The following is an 18,314-nucleotide window of genomic DNA, read 5'->3' as shown; positions in this document are numbered from 1 at the left end:
AGCCACGCAATGACGCCCCATTGCTGGCGCTCACGGCAGGCGATCCTTCGGGCATAGGCCCTGAGATCGCCATCGCTGCGTGGCAGGCGCGCAACGGGCACAGCGTTTCTCCCTTCTACCTCCTGACCGATCCCGCTTTGCTGGCTGCCCGCGCGCGGCATCTCGGCATCGAAGTTCCGATCGAGGAAACGACGCCGCCAAACGCGGCAGCCGTCTTTTCGCGCGCCCTGCCCGTCGTGCCGCTCGAAGCGCGCTTCACTGATGCTCCCGGCCTAGCTGACGCCGCTAATGCAGCCGGCATCGTCGAAGCCATCGACCGCGCGGTCGCCGATGTCCATTCCGGAGTAGCCGCAGCCGTCGTCACCTGCCCCATTGCCAAGAAGCCGCTTTACGATGCCGGCTTCCGCTTTCCCGGCCACACCGAGTACCTCGCCCACCTCGCCGGACTGAAGGAAGGCCGCGAGATCACGCCCGTCATGATGCTTGCCGGGCCGGATCTACGCGCTGTGCCGGTGACGATCCACATTGCGCTGGCCGATGTGCCGGGCGCAGTCACCCAGGCGGCCATCGAAAAGATTTCCCGCATCACGGCGCATGACCTTGCCGCGCGTTTCGGCATTGCGAAGCCACGGCTGGCTATCTCCGGCCTCAATCCGCATGCCGGCGAAGGCGGCGCCATGGGCGGCGAGGACGAGGCGATCATCCGTCCGGCGGTCGAGGCCCTGCGCCGCGCCGGCATCGACGCTTTCGGGCCGCTTCCGGCCGACACGATGTTCCACCCGCGCGCGCGCGCCAGCTATGACGCGGCGATCTGCATGTATCACGATCAGGCGTTGATCCCCGCCAAGGCGCTGGCATTCGACGAGACGGTCAATGTCACGCTCGGCCTGCCCTTCATCCGCACTTCGCCCGACCACGGCACGGCCTTCGACATCGCCGGCAAGGGCATAGCCCGCCCCGACAGCCTGATCGCCGCGCTGAAGCTCGCCCGGCTGCTGGCCGACAATGAAAGCCGCCCAAAATGACGCTCGACGGACTGCCGCCGCTGCGCGATGTCATCGAGCGGCATGAGCTTCAGGCCAAGAAATCGCTCGGCCAGAATTTTCTGCTCGACCTCAATCTCACCGGCAAGATCGCCCGTACCGCCGGCGATCTCAGCACCACGACCGTCATCGAAGTCGGCCCCGGCCCCGGCGGCCTGACCCGCGCGCTACTGATGAACGGCGCAAAGCGCGTCATAGCGATCGAGCGCGACGAGCGCTGCCTTGCGGCGTTGGCCGAAGTCTCGGCGCATTATCCCGGCCGGCTGGAAGTCGTTTCGGGCGATGCGTTGAAGACCGATTTTGCGGCACTCGCCGGCGGCGAGCCGGTCAAGATCGTCGCCAATTTGCCCTACAATATCGGCACCGAACTGCTGATCCGCTGGCTGACCGTGCCGCAATGGCCGCCCTTCTATTCCTCGATGACGCTGATGTTCCAGCGCGAGGTGGCGCAGCGCATCGTGGCCGCACCCGACAGCGACGCCTATGGCCGCCTCAGCATTCTGGCCGGCTGGCGCACGCAGGCCAGGATCGCCTTCGACGTGCCGCCGCAGGCGTTCACGCCGCCGCCGAAGGTCACCTCGTCGGTCGTGCATCTCATCCCGCGCGAAAACCCGCTGCCGGCCGACGTGCGCGTGCTGGGCCGCGTCACCGAAGCCGCCTTCGGCCAGCGCCGCAAGATGCTGCGCCAGAGCCTGAAAGGCATCGAAGGCGCACGCCTGCTGGAAGCGACCGGCATCGACGGCACCCGCCGCGCCGAGACGCTCGATATCGCCGAGTTCGTGGCACTGGCGAATGCCGTGTCGCGCAAGGGTTGAGGATGCAGGCCCTCGGCGTGGTCCCTCGCCTTTTCCCGCTGATCGAGACCGGGCAGAAGACCAGTACGATCCGCTGGCGAGAAACCCGGATCGAACCGGGCTATATGCGCTATGTCTGTGACGGGGAAGCCACGAAGACGGCGATCGTCTGGGTCGTCCGCTGCACCGACCTGCCGCTGTCGCAGGCGGCCGCCTTTGTCGGGCGCGAGGCAGATTGGCCGAAGGATGTCATGCTGGAAGGCATGCGCGAGCACTATCCGGAAATCGAATGGACGGATGTCGTCCAGATCGTCGAGCACCTGACGCCCGCCGAGACCGCCGGGCGTCCGGATTTTCCCGCATGACTTCGACTGGTAAAACTACAATTTCTCGTCCAGCAGTCCCGAGATGAAATCGAACAGGCCGGGCCGGCGGTCGCGGCGCAGGCGCTCGGCTGCAACGATCGCCCTTACCTCGGCGTAAGCCTGGTTCAGGTCGTGATTGACGACGACGAAATCGTATTCCTTCCAATGCTCGATCTCTTCGCGTGCATTCTGCAAGCGCTTTTCGATGGCCGCATCGGCGTCTTCGGCGCGGCGCTTCAGCCGTGCCTTCAGTTCCGTCATCGACGGCGGCAGGATGAAGATCGAGACGATATCGACCCGCATCTTGTCCTTGAGCTGAAGCGCGCCCTGCCAGTCGATGTCAAACAGCATGTCGCGGCCTTCCGCCATCGCCGCCTCGACCGGCTCGCGCGGCGTCGCGTAGTAATTGCCATGCACCTCGGCCCATTCGAGCAGCGCATCGGAATCGCGCAGGCGCTCGAATTCACGCTGCGTCACGAAATGGTAATGCACGCCGTCGATTTCGCTGCCACGGCGCGGGCGTGTCGTGACGCTGACCGACAGGCTAAGTGCCGGGTCTTTCTCCAGCAGATTGCGGGCTATGGTCGACTTGCCGGCCCCCGAGGGGGACGACAGCACCAGCATGAGGCCACGGCGGCGAATATTGGTCTCAGCGGCCATAGGCCATTACTCCAGATTTTGAACCTGCTCGCGAAACTGGTCGACGACGGCCTTGAGCTCCAGCCCGACGGCTGTAACAGCGGCGGCGTTCGCTTTCGAGCATAAGGTATTCGATTCGCGGTTAAATTCCTGTGCCAGGAAGTCGAGCTTGCGGCCCACGGAGCCCCCGCCCGACAGCAGCGCCCTGCCCGAAGCAACATGGGTCTTGAGCCGGTCGATCTCCTCGCGGATATCGGCCTTGGTCGCCAGAAACGCCGCTTCCTGATGCAGACGGCCTTCGTCGAGGTTGCTCGCCGCATCCATCAGAAGCGCGACCTGTTCGGCGATCCGGGCGCGGATGACGGCAGGCTCGCGCGACGGATCGGCCTCGGCCTTGAGCGTCAGCGCCTCTATCGTATCGATATGGCCGCGCAGAAGGTCGCCTAGCGCCTGCCCTTCCGTCTGGCGCGCCTGCTCGAGCCCGGTGAGCGCCTTATCAAGCGCACCAAGGATCGCCGCATCGAGACTGGCGCGCGTCTCCTCCGTCTCGGTCGTTTCAGGAATATCGAGCACGCCGCGCAGGGCCAGCAGGCCATCGGCACTTGGCGGTGCCGCGCCGAACTGCTCCTGCAGGCGCTTGGCCAGCCCTGCCAGGTCCTTCAGAAAAGCTTCGTTGACGACGGGCTGGACCATCGTACCGGCAGCGCGGGTGACAGTCAGCGTCACCTGCATATTGCCGCGCGAAAAGCGCTTCTGCACCGCCTGGCGCGCCTGCTGCTCCAGCCTCTCGAACCCCTGAGGCAGCCGGAACCGGGCCTCGACGCTCTTGCCGTTCACCGATTTCAGTTCCCAGGCGATCGCCGTGCCGTCATGCTCGGCCGAAGCGCGTGAAAAGCCCGTCATGCTCTGCAATGTCATCCCTCGCCCCTTCCGTGCCCAACGGCAAATCGCGGAAATCCGCTTCTGCAAATGCAGCGGCCGGCAAGCGGCCCGATACAGACTGACTACCGTGTAGAAACAGCTGGTGCCTATTGCGCCGCAGGTGCCGGCGCGCCCTCTGTCGTTCCTTGCGTTTCCCCGGCTTTGGCGGCTTCTTCGGCCTGCTTCTTCTGTACGGCGCGCCACCGCGCCACATTGTCGTTGTGCTCGTCCAGCGACTTGGCAAAGACATGCCCGCCGGTACCGTCGGCAACGAAGTAGAGGTCTTCGGTCTTGGACGGATTGGCGACAGCCTCCAGCGAAGCCTTGCCCGGATTGGCGATCGGCGTCGGCGGCAGGCCGTTGATGACGTAGGTGTTGTAGGGCGTCGGCTTCTGGATGTCGGACTGGTAGATCGGCCGATCGGAAGGCCGGCCCTTACCGCCGAACAGACCGTACAGGATCGTCGGGTCGGACTGGAGCCGCATTTTCTTTTCCAGCCGGTTGATGAAGACCGATGCAACGCGCGAACGCTCGTCGTTGCGGCCCGTCTCCTTCTCGACGATGGAGGCCAGCGTGACGAACTCGTTGACGTCGGCCAGCGGCAGGTCAGGCGAGCGGCGCTGCCAGATATCTTCCACGAGCTGCTTCTGGTGGGCGAGCATCTTGTCGATGATCTGCTGGCGCGTGGTGCCGCGCGTAAAGCGCTGCGTGTCGGTGGCCAGGCTGCCTTCCGGCGGCAGGGTCGCCGGCATGTCGCCGGTCAGTGCGTCCTGTTCGGCGATGCGCTGGAACGCCTGCTCGACGGTCAGGCCTTCGGGGATCGTCAGCGAATACATCACCGACTTGCCGCTCTTGAGCAGTTCCATCACCTCATGCATGGAAGCGCCCGCCTTGACCTCGTATTCGCCGGTCTTCAGCGCCATGTCGTTGCCATAGGCGCGCACGCCAAGGCGGAAGATGCGTGCGTCGCTGATCAGGCCGCGACGCTCGAGCTGGTCGGCTATGTCCTGGACACCAGTGCCGGGCTTGACCAGAAAGGTCTGCGCCGTGGTGGTCGGGCCGGGCCCTTCAAATTCGCGCTTGCCGAAAAATACAGCAGCACCCGCAGCCAGCACCGCCAGAATCACCAGCGAAAGCATGAAGTTGAGGAAAACAACGAACTGATTGCGCGAGGCGCGCGAGCGCGTGCGTTTCGGCGGCGGCGTGCCCTGTTCCGGGCGCAGTGCTTCGCTGGCGCTCTTCGGAACGATCGGTTTAGGCGGCTCGGGACGCCGGCCGAATTCGGCGTCGGAAGGATTGGTGTTCATGGCGCCTCAACACTTTGCAATCAGACGAATCCCCACCGAGATAAGGGTCGAAGGCAGACCCTAGGCACGAATATGTCAAAATTCACGGCGAAACGGCCCTATTGGCCGCCTTCAGCCGTTATAGCGCTGGAAAACCAGCGACGCATTCGTTCCGCCGAAACCAAAGGAATTGGATAGCGCAACATCGATCTGGCGCTTGCGCGCCTTGTTCGGCACGAGGTCGATTGCCGTTTCGCGCTCGGGATTGTCGAGATTGATCGTCGGCGGCGCGATGTTGTCGCGAATGGCAAGCACCGAGAAGATCGCCTCGGCAGCGCCGGCAGCACCCAGGAGATGGCCGATCGCCGACTTCGTCGACGACATCGAAATCTTCGATGCAGCATTGCCGACCAGCCGCTCGACCGCGCCAAGCTCGATCGTGTCGGCCATGGTCGATGTGCCGTGGGCGTTGATGTAGTCCACATCCGCCGGCTGCAGGTTCGCACGCTTGAGCGCGGCAGTCATGCAGCGGAACGCGCCATCGCCATCCTCGGCCGGGGCCGTGATGTGGTAGGCATCGCCGGTCAGGCCGTAGCCCGTCACCTCGGCATAAATCTTGGCGCCACGCGCCTTGGCGTGCTCAAGCTCCTCGAGCACGACGACACCGGCGCCTTCGCCCATGACGAAACCGTCGCGGTCTCGGTCATAGGGGCGCGAAGCCTGTTCGGGCGTGTCGTTGCGATCGGTGGAAAGCGCCTTGCAGGCGGCGAAACCGGCCAGCGAAAGGCGTGTCACGGGTGCTTCCGCACCGCCGGCAAGCATGACGTCGGCATCGCCGAAGATGATCAGCCGGGCTGCATCGCCGATTGCATGCGCGCCCGTCGAGCATGCGGTCACCACGGCATGATTCGGGCCCTTCAGCCCGTGCCGGATGGAGACCTGGCCGGAGACCAGGTTGATAATCTGTCCGGGAATGAAGAAGGGGCTGATGCGGCGCGGGCCGCGCTCCTTGAGAATGAGCGCATTTTCCGCGATGCCCTCGATGCCGCCGATGCCGGAACCGATCATCACGCCGGTGGCGTGCTGTTCCTCGGGGGTCTTGGGTTCCCAGCCGGAATCCTTGAGCGCTTCGTCGGCGGCCGCAATCCCGTAAAGGATGAAGTCGCCGATCTTGCGCAGTTCCTTCGGCTCCAGATAGGCCTCCGGGCTGAAGGTGGCGTCACTGCCGTCGCCACGCGGAATCACATGCGCGATCTTGCAGGCAAGATCCTCGACATCAAATTCCGTGACTTTCCTGGCGGCGCTCTTGCCGCTCAGGATTTGTTTCCATCCATGTTCCACGCCAACGCCAAAAGGCGAAAGCAGTCCCATGCCGGTGACGACGACACGCCTCATAGCGATACTCTCGGAAAGCTGACTGCTGGACTGAGCGTCAGGCCGAGGCCTTGTCGATGTACTTGACGGCGTCGCCGACGGTCAAAATCGTCTCGGCTGCGTCGTCAGGAATTTCAACGCCGAATTCTTCTTCGAAGGCCATGACGAGTTCGACCGTATCAAGGCTGTCCGCGCCGAGATCATCGATGAAGCTGGCGGCTTCCGTTACCTTGTCGGCCTCGACGCCGAGATGTTCGACAACGATCTTCTTGACGCGCTCTGCGGTGTCACTCATTTGGGCATCCTCGTCTCTTGTTGTTCGTCTTCGTTAACGGCACGACTGCCGCTAATCAAGTTGAAAGATGTTCCCCTTCGGGAACGTAGCTGCGCCGGCCGGAAGTTTGCCGAAATCGCTGCGTCGATGGCCGCATTACACGAAAAGAAGCCCGCGTCCAATGCGAAAACGGCTTTATAAGCCTCGGCGCAACGTGAACCTTGTTAAGAATTCGCCCTGCCGAGTCAGGTGGCGTGGCTTTCGAGAACCGGAGCGGAGCGTACATAAAGTATGTGAGCACCGGAAGCGCAGAAAACCGCGTCAGATGACCGGCAGGGTAGAATTATCAACAAGGTTCGTCAGATCATGGCCATGCCGCCGTTCACATGAATCGTCTGGCCGGTGATGTAGGCGGCTTCATTGGACGCCAGATAGACCACCGCCGAGGCGACTTCCGCGCCCGTTCCCATGCGCCGGGTCGGGATGGCGGCCATGATCGCCTCCTTCTGCTTATCGTTCAGCTTTTCGGTCATGGCTGATTCGATGAAGCCTGGAGCGACGCAGTTGACGGTGACGTTACGGGTGGCGATCTCCTGCGCCAGCGACTTCGAAAAACCGATCATGCCGGCCTTGGAGGCACAGTAATTGGCCTGGCCGGGATTGCCGGTGACGCCGACAACCGAGCTGATATTGATGATGCGGCCGTTGCGGCGGCGCATCATCGGATGGGTCAGTTCGCGCGTAAGGCGGAACACCGCGGTCAGGTTGACCTCGATGACGGCATCCCAATCGGCGTCCGACATGCGCACGAACAGGCCGTCCTTGGTGATGCCGGCATTGTTGACGAGGATATCGACGCCTTCGAGATCGGCTTCGGCCTTCTGGCCGAGCGCCTTGACCTCGTCGCGGTCCGACAGGTTCGCCGGAAACAGTTTTACGCGGTCGCCAAGCTCGGCAGCCAGAGCTTCCAGCTTTTCAACGCGCGTGCCGTGCAGACCGACGGTCGCGCCCTGCGCATGCAGCGCGCGGGCGACTGCCTCGCCAATGCCGCCGGTAGCCCCGGTGACGAGTGCCTTGCGGCCGGTCAGATCGAACATTTTTTGACTCCCCTTCGTGGTGGTAGAGCACTCCCTTGGTAAGGGAGAGGTCGAGTTTCTTGAACTAGGCCAGCGCCGCAATGGCGGCATCGACATCGGCCGGGTTGTTGACGGCTGCGGTAGCGATTTCCTTGTTGATACGCCGTGCGAGGCCGGAAAGCACCTTGCCTGCGCCAACTTCATAAAGCGTGGTCACGCCATTTGCGCCGAACCATTCCACCGTTTCGCGCCAGCGCACGCGGCCGGTCACCTGCTCGACGAGACGGGCGGCGATCTCGTCCGGGTCGCTCAGCGGCCGGACGACGACGTTGGCTACGACCGGAACCGAAGGCACGTTCTTCGTCACACCGGCCAGCGCTTCCCGCATGGCGTCGGCCGCCGGGCCCATCAGGGCCGAATGGAACGGGGCGGAGACAGAAAGCATCAGTGCGCGCTTGGCGCCCTTTTCGGTGCACAGCTTTGCCGCCAGTTCGACGGCGGCCTTGGCGCCCGAAATCACCAGCTGTCCGCCGCCATTGTCGTTGGCGATCTGGCAGACCGAATTCTGCGCGGCTTCCGCGCAGGCTGCTTCCACGTCGGCCTGCTCAAGCCCGATGATTGCCGCCATCGCGCCCTCGCCCACCGGCACCGCGGCCTGCATGGCGTTGCCACGAATGCGCAGCAGCCGGGCAGCATCGCCAATCGAGAAGGTGCCGGCAGCGGCAAGCGCCGAATATTCGCCAAGCGAGTGGCCGGCGACGTAGGCGACCTTGTTTTTCAGCGAGAAACCGCGCGCTTCCAGCGCCCGGATCGCGGCCATCGACACGGCCATCAGCGCCGGCTGCGCATTGGCGGTCAGCGTCAGCGTCTCTTCGGGGCCTTCCCACATGATCTGCGAAAGCTTCTGGCCGAGAGCGTCATCGACCTCGTCGAACACCGCGCGGGCCTCGGGAAAGGCGTCCGCCAGGTCCTTGCCCATGCCCACGGCCTGGCTGCCCTGGCCTGGAAAGGTGAATGCAACGGCCATGTCCCGCTCCCGGATTTGTTTGTCGGAAAGGCCCTGTGGCGCAGGAAAGCCGGCGGAGTCAAGGCCACAGATCATGAAGCGCGGCTGCTATCTACCTGCCGTTCCATGAAAATCCGCAACAGTAATTTACCGGCGGTCTTCCCATTTTGAACACAGACGCTAGATTTTGTGACGGTTCGATGACAGTGAGATGACGGTTTAGTTTCGCGTTCGAGGTTCGTGAGTTGTCCAATCGGCTTACTGTGGCACAAGGGAATACGGTATGTGAGAGTGCCCGCGGCCGTGCAAAACGCCGCGTGCAGGCGCTCCATCTTGCCCGAACCCTGGCGCTTACCGTCATAATATCGGCACTTCTGGTATTTTCCGTCGAACTGATCGTTCGCGGCTCGCTTGAGCAGACATTGCTGTTTTTCCAGCAGCCGTTCCGGCCGGGTTGGACAACCGTCGTGATCTTTGCGCTGGTGCTGGTGTTTCTCGACGCCCTGCTTGGGCGCGCGCATCACGCTTTGCTGCTGGTGGCGCCGCTGGCGCTGCTCCTGGCCTTCATAGGCCATCAGAAATCGCTCTATCTCGGCGATCCACTTTACCCGACCGACTTTCTCTATGCCCGCCAGATTGTCGAATTGACGCCGCTTCTGGTGCGGCAGCGCCCGATGTCGGCGGTTTTCATGGCAGTCGGGGCGATCGCGGCGATTGCCATGCTGGTCTATGCCTGGAAGTTCTGGCGCCGCCGCATACCGGCACTGTCATGGCGCGCGCGCATCACACGCCTCGGCCTGGCGCTGCCGGCCCTGGTGTTCTTCGGCTCTATCATGGACTACGCGACCTTCTCCTGGGCGCGTGACCGTCTCCAGATCATCCCGATTATGTGGGACCAGAAGGAGAATTATAACAGCAACGGCTTCGCCATCGCCTTCGCGCTCAACGTGCCGATGGCAAAGGTGCTGGCCCCGGCGGGCTATTCGGACAAGGCCATCGCCGCAATCACGCGGCCCGAGGCCGATGCCCCGGTGCTGCCCGCTGAAAAGCCCGACATTATCATCGTGATGAACGAATCCTTTTGGGATCCGACCCGCCTACCGGGCATCGAAATCACGCCAGACCCCATCGCCAATGTGCGCTCGCTCGAATCCGGCCATATCTTCTCGCCGGAGTTCGGCGGCATGACCGCCAATGTCGAGTTCGAGGCGCTGACGGGCTTTTCCAACGCCTTCCTGCCGTATGGTAGCATTCCCTACCAGCAATATGTGCGCAGCCCGATTCCCTCGCTCGCCACCTTCCTCAAGAGCGAAGGCTACGCCACCAAGGCAATCCATCCTTTCGGCGGCTGGTTCTGGAACCGCACGCCCGTCTATCAGGCGTTCGGTTTCGACACCTTCCTGTCGGCCGACAATCTGCCGCCGCTCACTTCACGCGGGCCGCTGGTGTCCGACAAGGCATTGACCGAGGAGATCATTCGCCAGGCCGATGCCACGCGCGATCCGTTCTTCATCTTCACCGTCACGCTGCAGAATCACGGACCCTATGAGCCGAACCGCTATTGGGACACCAGCCACACCGTCTCGGGCAATGTCAGCCAGACGGCGCGCGATTCGGTGTTGAGCTATGCCGAAGGTGCTTCCGACGGCGACAAGGGCCTGGCGCGGCTGATCGAATGGGCGAAGAACCGCGAGCGTCCGACCGTCATCGCCTTCTTCGGCGACCACCTGCCGCCGCTGGGGCCGGTCTATATCGAGACCGGGTTCATGAAAGACCAGGTCGCACCGCGCAAGGCGCCGCTGCCCGAGATGAGCCTGCAGCATGAGACGCCGCTGGTCATCTGGTCGAACCGCACCGGGCCGGCGGAAAACATCGGCTCGATAAGTCCGGCCTTCCTGCCGCTGCATGTGCTGAAAACGGCCGGCATCAGCCACCCCTACTACACCGGCTTCCTCGGCGGCGTGCGCGAGCATTTCCGCGTTGTCGACCGCAACATGCTGGTGACGCCGAACGACGAAGCCCTGCCGGACTGGTCGCGCGCCAAGGAGATCGATCCCGAGATCCGCGACTATCGCCTGCTGCAATACGACATGATGTTCGGCAAGCGCCACGCCGCGCCGGAGTTCTTCCCCGAAACGACGGGCAAGCCGGTGCCTGCGACCTGAGACTTACGGCGGCGGCGATTCCAGGAAAAGTGTGTGGCGGTTTTCCGTCCGGAATTGCGTGAAGAAAAACCGTCAGTTCGTAACGTAAAGGTCCGTAATCGCATAGGCGATGTTGTCGAAGGCCGCCTTGAGCTGGGTGGCATCCTTGGTCGGATAGTAGTTCGCCGGCGTAGAGGCACAGCCGCTGTAGAGCTTGCGATTTGCAGCCGTGTCGGCACCCAGAACGACGGTGAACACCTTGACGCCCTGGTTCTTCAGGCGCGTGCACATGGCATCCGTCCAGGTGTTGACGTTGGTCAAGGCAGTGGCCCTGGTCGAGCTGCTCGTGCCCATGCGGTAGGTGTCGAAATATCCGTAAGCGCCGTAGTCGGACTGATTGGCCAGTTCGCTCGATGCGCCGAAAACGTTGTTCTCGCCATCAGTGAACACGACCACGACCTTGGACGTCTGGTCCGAATTGAAAGCGTCACCCTGGTCGTAGGGCTCGCCCGGCGACAGGACGCGATAGCCCCACGCCAATCCCTCGGACACGTTCGTTCCCGAGCCATACCAGTATACCATCTTGCTGATGTCGGTCTTGAGGCTCTCCAGATCGGTGGTCAGCGGCGCGATCGGGGTCGGACAGGCATAGTTCGGTCCGGTTGTTGCCGGAGCTGCCGTGTTGATCACCGCAGTATTCCTGATGCTGACGTTGGAGTATTTAGCCACAGCCATTTGCTGCGTTTTTTGCAGAACCTTCGTCGCCGCTTTATTGCCGTCGCTGAGGTAGCTGTTGTTGAACGCAGTGGCGCTGTTGGGGGAAGCTTTTGCAGCGCCGGGTTCGTCAGGCGCGAAATAGGGCACGAACACAGTCTCGGGTTTTACGTTACCCGTTTGATCGGCCGCGGTATAGACGAGCTTGGCCGGCGGCGTGTCGTCCAGATTTAACGCGTCAGTGGTCAGGTTTGGAGTGCCATCCGCGTTGAACTTCGAAGTGCGGGCTTCCACGCAGCCTTTCCATTCCACCTTCAGCTTGTTGACGAAAAGATCCCAGTGACCATAGCGCCTACCGTCAGCGTAGGTGGCAAAATTGTTTCCGTTGGTGCTTTTGTCGTCCTTCGGAACAATTGTCCGCTTGTCGATCCACTCGTCCTTGAAGCCGACGCCGTTGATGTTCACCGCCGTCACGAACGGCACCAGCGCCACGCGGATTTCGCGTTCCGGCTTTTCCGTCTTGGCTTGCTTGAGAATGTTGACGAGTTGCGTCGCGCCGTCGCGCAGTGCCTTCATATTGGCGTCGCCCATGGAACCGGTGTTGTCGAGCACCATCGCCACTTCCAGCTTTGCTGTCGATTCATAGGCGCTGGCCTTGACTGAGAGATGCCCGCTCTTGCCGAAGACGAAGCTGAAATTAAGGGCGACCTCCGCCGTGGCCGTCGCAGTGGTCTTGATGTAGTTGACGCCCTGCTCCACCGTCAGATGAGCAGACGGGTTGACGAGGCTGCCCTGGCCGTTTGTGTTGGCCTTGAAATAACCGTCGAAAAGATCGTCGCGCGATGTCGACTTGTCGGCCAGCCGGGAAGCGGCGAGCACGGCCGAATCGAGCGCGTTCTGCAGGCTGGATTTGGCCGACATCAGGTTGGAGACGTCGAGCGCAAAGCCGACGCCGGTTAGCATGACGGGCAGCGACACGGCGAACATCATGGCGAAGTTGCCGCTGGTCGAGCGCCAGAACCGCGTGACGAGCATAAAAGTGTACCCCCGGATCGCCCAAGTTGGCCAATTACCGTGATTTCTGAGTGAACAGGGTGAAGAGATCGTTGATTTTCGGGGTACCCTTGCCCGCAATTTCGCGCGGTGGTTAAGGATGCATTGGCAGAGCGCGCGCAATTTTCTACGTTCGATGCCTTGAGCCCGAAAGCCGGCGCCGGACCGGCGATCAGGCCCCGCCCTTGCCTTCCGGTCAGAATGCTGTATAGACGCCCGCAATCTGCCGGTCCCAGCTGGGGGCTGAACGGAGGGCCGGAGGTTTTTCGCAAGGAAAGCCGCCGTGTGAAGCAAAAAGTGCTCCCGCCTCCCGTGTCTCCGCTCTCGACCGTCTCGTCATGCTCCTTTCTTCCCTGCTCTTGCAGGTCAAAGAGAAGTTGCAGAGGCTTTAGCCGCCGGGAACCGGACAGGGAAACGAAGAAAGGCAAAGAACAATGGCTCTATACGAACATGTGTTTCTTGCCCGGCAAGACCTCTCGCAGCAGCAGGTCGACGCGCTTGTGGAACACTACAAGGGTGTCATCTCCTCGCATGGCGGGTCCGTTGGCCGGGTCGAGAACTGGGGACTGAAGTCCCTCACCTACCGCGTCAAGAAGAACCGCAAGGCGTATTACACGCTTATGGATCTCACCTGCCCGCCGGCCGCTCTCAACGAGATGGAGCGCCAGATGGGTCTTTCCGAAGACGTCCTGCGCTTCCTGACCGTCAAGGTCGAGGCTCATGAAGAAGGCGTCTCCGCCATGATGCAGAAGCGCGAAGAGCGCTCCGAGCGTGGCGACCGCGGCTTCGGCGATCGTGGCGACCGCCCGAACCGCAGCTTCGGCGACCGTGACCGCGGCGATCGTGGTCCGCGCAGCTTCGGCGACCGCGATGGCGGTGGCGATCGTGGCCCGCGCAATTTTGGTGACCGTGACGGCGCTCCGCGCCGGCCGCGCGATGAGGCAGGAGCTGCAGAATAATGGTCGACATCAATCAGATCCCGACCCGGCGCCCGTTCCATCGCCGCCGCAAGACCTGCCCGTTCTCCGGCGCCAACGCTCCGAAGATCGATTACAAGGACGTGCGTCTGCTGCAGCGCTACATTTCCGAGCGCGGCAAGATCGTGCCGTCGCGCATCACCGCCGTCAGCCAGAAGAAGCAGCGCGAACTCGCCAAGGCGATCAAGCGCGCCCGTTTCCTCGGCCTGCTGCCCTACGTGGTGAAGTAATAGCTTTCCGTGGTGGGCGGTTTGCCGCCCATCACACTCTCCTCCGCGACGGGCGCGGATCAGGAGCTGCGTAAAATCCCGAGTTGGGATCGGTAACGATCTCTAACTGCCGCGACAGGCAGGACAGCGACACCGGCGGCAACGCCCTCTCTGCGTCCTGACCTGTTCCGATCATTTCCGGCGAAAGCCGAAACCGAACAAGGATCAGAACCATGCAAGTCATTCTTCTCGAACGTATTTCCCGCCTCGGCCAGATGGGCGACACCGTCAAGGTCAAGGACGGCTTTGCCCGTAACTTCCTGCTGCCGCAGGGCAAGGCGCTTCGCGCCAACGAAACCAACAAGAACAAGTTCGAAGGCCAGCGCGCCCAGCTCGAAGCCCGCAACCTCGAGCGCAAGTCCGAAGCCCAGGAAATCGCAGACCGCCTCGACGGTAAGACCTTCACCGTCGTGCGTTCGGCCGGCGAAACCGGCCAGCTCTACGGTTCGGTCTCGACCCGCGACATCTCCGACATCGTCACCGCCGAAGGCTTCTCGGTCAACCGCAACCAGGTCGAGCTCAACCAGCCGATCAAGACCATCGGCCTGACCAATGTGGCGATTGCGCTGCATCCGGAAGTCGAAGTCACCATCACGCTGAACATCGCCCGCACGGCCGACGAAGCCGAGCGCCAGGCAGCCGGCGAGAAGCTGGATTCGGCCGAAGCCATCTACGGCGACGACATCAACGAGAACGCCCGCCCCGACAACTTCTTCGACCCGAACGAAGAAGGCGAGGAAGCCTGATCACGCTTTAAAAAGCGGATTGTTCATTCGTGAACTGGACCAAAGCCCGGGTGAAAACCCGGGCTTTTTTGTACAAGCTGGAACATTTTCAGCCGTGGCTCTTTGACGCAGAATGATGTCGACCCCATATTGAAATCAGCATCGGGTGCCTTGGCATGAACATTCTGCTTCAACGTGTAATTGAACGTCTCGTTCGCACCGGTAACCTCACCGTCACCGGACCGAACGGCTCCACCCACACTTTCGGCGACGGCAGCGGCGAGCCCGTCCATGTCGTCATCAACACGCGCCATGCCGAGCGCGCCATCGCCTTCGACCCCATGCTGGCGCTGCCGGAAGCCTTCATGGAAGGCGAACTGGACGTCGTCGAAGGCGACATTCTCGGCGTGTTGCGCGTGGCTTTCCAGAATATGGGTCCGGGCGGCATCGAGGCATCGTGGACGAAGGCCGTCGAGGGCCTGCGCCATGCCTTCCGCCGCTTCTACCAGTTGAACAGCACCGGCCGTTCCCGGCGCAACGTCCAGCGCCATTACGATCTCTCGGGCGAGCTCTACAAGCTCTTCCTCGACGACGACATGCAGTATTCCTGCGCCTATTTCGAGCGGCCGGACATGACGCTGGAGGAAGCCCAACTCGCCAAGAAAAGGCATATCGCCGCCAAGCTGCGCATCAAGCCCGGCCAGAATGTGCTCGATATCGGCTCCGGCTGGGGCGGCCTCGGCCTTTATCTCGCCCGCACCTTCGATGCGGACGTTCTCGGCGTGACACTGTCGACCGAGCAGCATGCGGTCGCCACCGAGCGCGCGCATGAAGAAGGGCTGGAAAACCACGTCCATTTCGAGCTTCGCGACTATCGCCACCTGACCGAGCGTTTCGACCGCATCGTTTCGGTCGGCATGTTCGAGCATGTCGGCGTCAACCACTACCGCACCTTCTTCGACAAGGTCGCGACGCTGCTGAAGCCCGACGGCGTCATGGTGCTGCATTCGATCGGCCGCAGCGGTCCGCCCTCGGCCACCAATGCCTTCATCCGCAAGCACATCTTCCCCGGCGGCTACATCCCCGCGTTGTCGGAAGTGCTGCCGCATATCGAAAAGTCGGGCCTGATGGTCTCGGACGTCGAAGTCCTGCGCCTGCACTATGCCGACACGCTGAAGAACTGGCGCGAACGCTTCATGGCCAACCGCGAGCGGGCCAAGGAAATCTACGACGAGCGCTTCTGCCGCATGTGGGAGTTCTATCTCGCCGGCTCGGAAGCCGCCTTCCGCTGGCAGGACCTGATGGTGTTCCAGATCCAGCTCACCCGCCGCAACGACATCGTGCCGCTGACGCGCGACTATATCGGCAAGTGCGAGAAAGCGATCGCCATGCACGAGGCTGCACACCAGCCGGAAGCCGAGACCGTGAAGAAGCCGCAGAGATCGCGGCGGATTCCCGAAGCGGGCGAGTAATCGCGCTTTCCTTCCAGGGTTCGCGCCGCCCCTCATCCACCTGCCAGCACCGACCGGGGCGAGCCACGGGTCTCGCCCGTCCTTCGGACCCCCGTATAGTGACGGGGGAAGCTCCAACGTTGACGCCCCCTCTCCCCGTCCTTACGGGGAGAGGGTAAGGGTGAGGGGCAGTGCCAACCTCAGCCGGAAGCCCCTTATATGAGCATTCCAATCTTCATCGCCGCCGCAATCTGCGAAATCGCCGGCTGCTTTGCCTTCTGGGCTTGGTGGCGACTGGAGAAGTCACCACTCTGGCTGGCGCCGGGCGTGGTGTCTCTCATCCTCTTCGCCTGGCTGCTCACGCTCGTCGACACGCAAGCCGCCGGCCGTGCCTACGCCACCTATGGCGGCATTTACATCGCCGCCTCGCTGGCATGGCTCTGGCTGGCGGAAGGCGTTCGCCCGGATCGCTGGGACGTCGCGGGCGCTGCGGTGTGCATCGCCGGCGCCTCGATCATCCTGTTCGCGCCGCGCGGGGCATGAGTTACCTCGTCACTCCTTGATCGGCACCCAAATCTCCAGCCCGCCATTTCCGCTGCGCGGGTCGAATTCAGGGCCGTAGCGCTCGAAATTCGGGGCATCAGCGGACTTGTATTGCGATTCCGGCAGCCATTTGCTCCAGATCGTATGCATCGTGCCGCGGATCGCCGAAATGTGGTCGCGATGGGTGAACACCGCATATTTCTGCGGCGACAGCCGAACGCGCCTGAACTCCTTCGGCATGTCAGAAAAGTCCGTGACCTCGACGCCGCTGACATATTCGAAGCTGGTATCGTCGAAATTGCAGCACAGGCCAAACCAGGCATTCGGCACCGCGGCGGGAATGCTGCCTTCATATTCATTGAAGCGCTGCCACAGCGCCGGGATGAGATTGTTGGTCCTGTCGTAGTCGTAACGCTCGCCAAGCCCGGCGATCAGCATCGCCTTGCCCTCCACGAAGCGGGGTTCTTCCAGTTTGACGGTCGGTTGATCGGACATGATGATCGGCTCCACGAGTTCGATGTTTTCGAGATGGCGTTGCGCGCGCAGTGCCTCGGGCGTCAGCCCGAACTGGTCGCGGAACGCCCGGGTGAATGCCTCGTGGGAGCCATAGCCGGCATCGATCGCAACGCCGAGAATGTCGGGCGCACCATCCGCCAAAGCCCTCGCCGCCTCGCTCAGCCGCCGTCCGCGCACATAGCGGATGACCGACTGGCCGGTCGCGGCAACGAAGGCCCGCGACAGGTGAAAACGCGAGACGCCACCGACAAGGGCGATATCGTCGAGCGAAATCTCCTTGGCAAAGTGGCTTTCGACAAACCAGATCGCTTTCGATACCGGGTCCATGTCACTCCCTTCAGGCAATGGCCCGATATGCCCGTTTCCGAAACCGCCCGTTTGATCGTTTTTGCGGTGGAATGCGTTTTGCCGCTTCAGGGCTTCGCCGGCGTCACGATCTCATAGGTACACGCAAAGGAAGCTGCGGCGATCCTGTAGGTATCGCTGACGTCATCGGGCACCTGCACGATGGCATCGCCCGGCCTGGCGACCATCGCCTCGCCCCAGGGCGCGGTGAAGGTGAATTCGCCCATTTCCTGCGGCACGATGAAATAGCCCATGTCCGAGCCTTTGGGCGAGAAAGCGCGATAGCCTTTCGCGTCGGGTTTGGACTGCGTTTCGCCGTAGCGGGTGGGAAACTTGGCCGCCTTGACCAGTATTTCCTCATTGCCGGTTTCCGGGCAGCGGTTGCGCACGACCCAGTCCCCCGCCTCCGCCGGCTTGGATTTCGTCTCCACGCCCTCGCCCTTGATGACGGTGACGATCACCTCGCCGGGTACGGCGGCTCGGGCGTCTACGGGTTTGGTCTTGCGGGCGATGCCGGTCTTGCCCTCGCCCTTGACCGTCGCGAACAGCGCAACCTGATCCTTGGTCGGCGCTGTCTCGGCAATGACTGAGGAAAATCCGGCTACGCTGCCCAGCAACAGGGCGGCGATAAATGCGGTGCTAGCGGCTCTCATGGTGTCGGTTCCCTGACAAAAAATCGTCCCGCGCCATACCAGCATGAGCGCGTTGTCGAGCCAATGCCGTATCTAAATGACAATCGTGCAAAACAGCTGGGATATTCCTGTTTTGTTCCCGTCACACTGCGCTATGATGTCAGCCT

19 protein-coding genes are annotated in these 18,314 nt (G+C 62.5%); 9 read left to right on the top strand and 10 right to left on the bottom strand.

The window, feature by feature from the left end:
- Window positions 1–20: 20 nt before the first annotated feature.
- Genes pdxA through G6N74_RS06680 form a run of 3 tightly spaced genes read left to right on the top strand, consistent with a single transcriptional unit; the run spans window position 21 to window position 2,202 of the window.
- The gene (gene pdxA, locus G6N74_RS06690) at window positions 21–1,025 is read left to right on the top strand and encodes a 4-hydroxythreonine-4-phosphate dehydrogenase PdxA (RefSeq protein WP_205826545.1); all 1,005 of its coding nucleotides are present in this window, start codon (window positions 21–23) and stop codon (window positions 1,023–1,025) included.
- On the top strand, window positions 1,022–1,858 hold the full coding sequence (gene rsmA, locus G6N74_RS06685) for a 16S rRNA (adenine(1518)-N(6)/adenine(1519)-N(6))-dimethyltransferase RsmA (protein WP_165115557.1): 837 nt from the start codon (window positions 1,022–1,024) through the stop codon (window positions 1,856–1,858). Before pdxA ends, rsmA begins: the two co-directional genes overlap by 4 nt.
- A 17-nt stretch (window positions 1,859–1,875) precedes the next feature.
- Window positions 1,876–2,202 (top strand): ASCH domain-containing protein, encoded by a 327-nt coding sequence (locus G6N74_RS06680; RefSeq protein WP_312857839.1) that lies wholly within the window; start codon window positions 1,876–1,878, stop codon window positions 2,200–2,202.
- Window positions 2,203–2,217: 15 nt separating this feature from the next.
- Here G6N74_RS06680 and gmk read toward each other — a convergent pair whose 3' ends face one another.
- The 7 genes from gmk to fabD all read right to left on the bottom strand — a co-directional run bounded on the left by gmk (window position 2,218) and on the right by fabD (window position 8,799).
- Window positions 2,218–2,862, bottom strand: a complete 645-nt coding sequence (gmk, locus tag G6N74_RS06675) for a guanylate kinase (RefSeq protein ID WP_246245660.1) — start codon at window positions 2,860–2,862, stop codon at window positions 2,218–2,220.
- A gap of 6 nt (window positions 2,863–2,868) precedes the next feature.
- Window positions 2,869–3,759: a YicC/YloC family endoribonuclease gene (locus tag G6N74_RS06670; protein WP_165115553.1), complete on the bottom strand. Its 891-nt coding sequence runs from the start codon at window positions 3,757–3,759 to the stop codon at window positions 2,869–2,871.
- Between the two features lie 110 nt (window positions 3,760–3,869).
- On the bottom strand, window positions 3,870–5,069 hold the full coding sequence (gene mltG / locus G6N74_RS06665; RefSeq protein ID WP_165115550.1) for an endolytic transglycosylase MltG: 1,200 nt from the start codon (window positions 5,067–5,069) through the stop codon (window positions 3,870–3,872).
- A 111-nt stretch (window positions 5,070–5,180) separates the two neighbouring features.
- Window positions 5,181–6,443: a beta-ketoacyl-ACP synthase II gene (gene fabF / locus G6N74_RS06660; protein WP_165115548.1), complete on the bottom strand. Its 1,263-nt coding sequence runs from the start codon at window positions 6,441–6,443 to the stop codon at window positions 5,181–5,183.
- 37 nt (window positions 6,444–6,480) lie between these two features.
- Window positions 6,481–6,717 (bottom strand): acyl carrier protein, encoded by a 237-nt coding sequence (locus tag G6N74_RS06655; protein WP_019170544.1) that lies wholly within the window; start codon window positions 6,715–6,717, stop codon window positions 6,481–6,483.
- 338 nt (window positions 6,718–7,055) lie between these two features.
- Window positions 7,056–7,793, bottom strand: a complete 738-nt coding sequence (gene fabG / locus G6N74_RS06650; protein WP_091912211.1) for a 3-oxoacyl-[acyl-carrier-protein] reductase — start codon at window positions 7,791–7,793, stop codon at window positions 7,056–7,058.
- Window positions 7,794–7,857: 64 nt separating this feature from the next.
- Window positions 7,858–8,799 (bottom strand): ACP S-malonyltransferase, encoded by a 942-nt coding sequence (fabD, locus tag G6N74_RS06645; protein WP_165115546.1) that lies wholly within the window; start codon window positions 8,797–8,799, stop codon window positions 7,858–7,860.
- Between the two features lie 224 nt (window positions 8,800–9,023).
- Between fabD and G6N74_RS06640 the strand changes: the two genes are divergently transcribed.
- Complete coding sequence (locus tag G6N74_RS06640; protein WP_165115544.1) at window positions 9,024–10,943, top strand: LTA synthase family protein; 1,920 nt, start codon at window positions 9,024–9,026, stop codon at window positions 10,941–10,943.
- A gap of 72 nt (window positions 10,944–11,015) precedes the next feature.
- On the opposite strand, the gene G6N74_RS06635 is transcribed toward G6N74_RS06640, so the two are convergent.
- The gene (locus G6N74_RS06635) at window positions 11,016–12,671 is read right to left on the bottom strand and encodes a TadE/TadG family type IV pilus assembly protein (protein WP_165115542.1); all 1,656 of its coding nucleotides are present in this window, start codon (window positions 12,669–12,671) and stop codon (window positions 11,016–11,018) included.
- A 452-nt stretch (window positions 12,672–13,123) separates the two neighbouring features.
- Here G6N74_RS06635 and rpsF point away from each other — a divergent pair, with 452 nt between their 5' ends.
- The 5 genes from rpsF to G6N74_RS06610 all read left to right on the top strand — a co-directional run bounded on the left by rpsF (window position 13,124) and on the right by G6N74_RS06610 (window position 16,654).
- Complete coding sequence (gene rpsF, locus G6N74_RS06630; protein ID WP_091912218.1) at window positions 13,124–13,648, top strand: 30S ribosomal protein S6; 525 nt, start codon at window positions 13,124–13,126, stop codon at window positions 13,646–13,648.
- On the top strand, window positions 13,648–13,896 hold the full coding sequence (gene rpsR / locus G6N74_RS06625) for a 30S ribosomal protein S18 (protein ID WP_019170551.1): 249 nt from the start codon (window positions 13,648–13,650) through the stop codon (window positions 13,894–13,896). Before rpsF ends, rpsR begins: the two co-directional genes overlap by 1 nt.
- Before the next feature lie 212 nt (window positions 13,897–14,108).
- On the top strand, window positions 14,109–14,681 hold the full coding sequence (rplI, locus tag G6N74_RS06620; RefSeq protein ID WP_165115540.1) for a 50S ribosomal protein L9: 573 nt from the start codon (window positions 14,109–14,111) through the stop codon (window positions 14,679–14,681).
- 155 nt (window positions 14,682–14,836) lie between these two features.
- Window positions 14,837–16,132 carry a cyclopropane fatty acid synthase gene (locus G6N74_RS06615; RefSeq protein ID WP_165115538.1) on the top strand — a complete coding sequence of 432 codons (1,296 nt, stop codon included), beginning with the start codon at window positions 14,837–14,839 and terminating at the stop codon, window positions 16,130–16,132.
- Between the two features lie 198 nt (window positions 16,133–16,330).
- The gene (locus tag G6N74_RS06610) at window positions 16,331–16,654 is read left to right on the top strand and encodes a YnfA family protein (protein ID WP_165115536.1); all 324 of its coding nucleotides are present in this window, start codon (window positions 16,331–16,333) and stop codon (window positions 16,652–16,654) included.
- 9 nt (window positions 16,655–16,663) lie between these two features.
- On the opposite strand, the gene G6N74_RS06605 is transcribed toward G6N74_RS06610, so the two are convergent.
- Window positions 16,664–17,497: an AraC family transcriptional regulator gene (locus tag G6N74_RS06605; protein ID WP_165115534.1), complete on the bottom strand. Its 834-nt coding sequence runs from the start codon at window positions 17,495–17,497 to the stop codon at window positions 16,664–16,666.
- A gap of 86 nt (window positions 17,498–17,583) precedes the next feature.
- Window positions 17,584–18,168 carry a hypothetical protein gene (locus tag G6N74_RS06600; RefSeq protein WP_165115532.1) on the bottom strand — a complete coding sequence of 195 codons (585 nt, stop codon included), beginning with the start codon at window positions 18,166–18,168 and terminating at the stop codon, window positions 17,584–17,586.
- Window positions 18,169–18,314: the final 146 nt, after the last annotated feature.

This window comes from Mesorhizobium zhangyense (assembly GCF_011045115.1).
GTDB classification, from domain to species: Bacteria; Pseudomonadota; Alphaproteobacteria; order Rhizobiales; family Rhizobiaceae; genus Mesorhizobium_M; species Mesorhizobium_M zhangyense.
The sequence above is the reverse complement of the archived record's forward strand: the minus strand, read 5'-3'. Positions and strand labels throughout refer to the sequence as shown.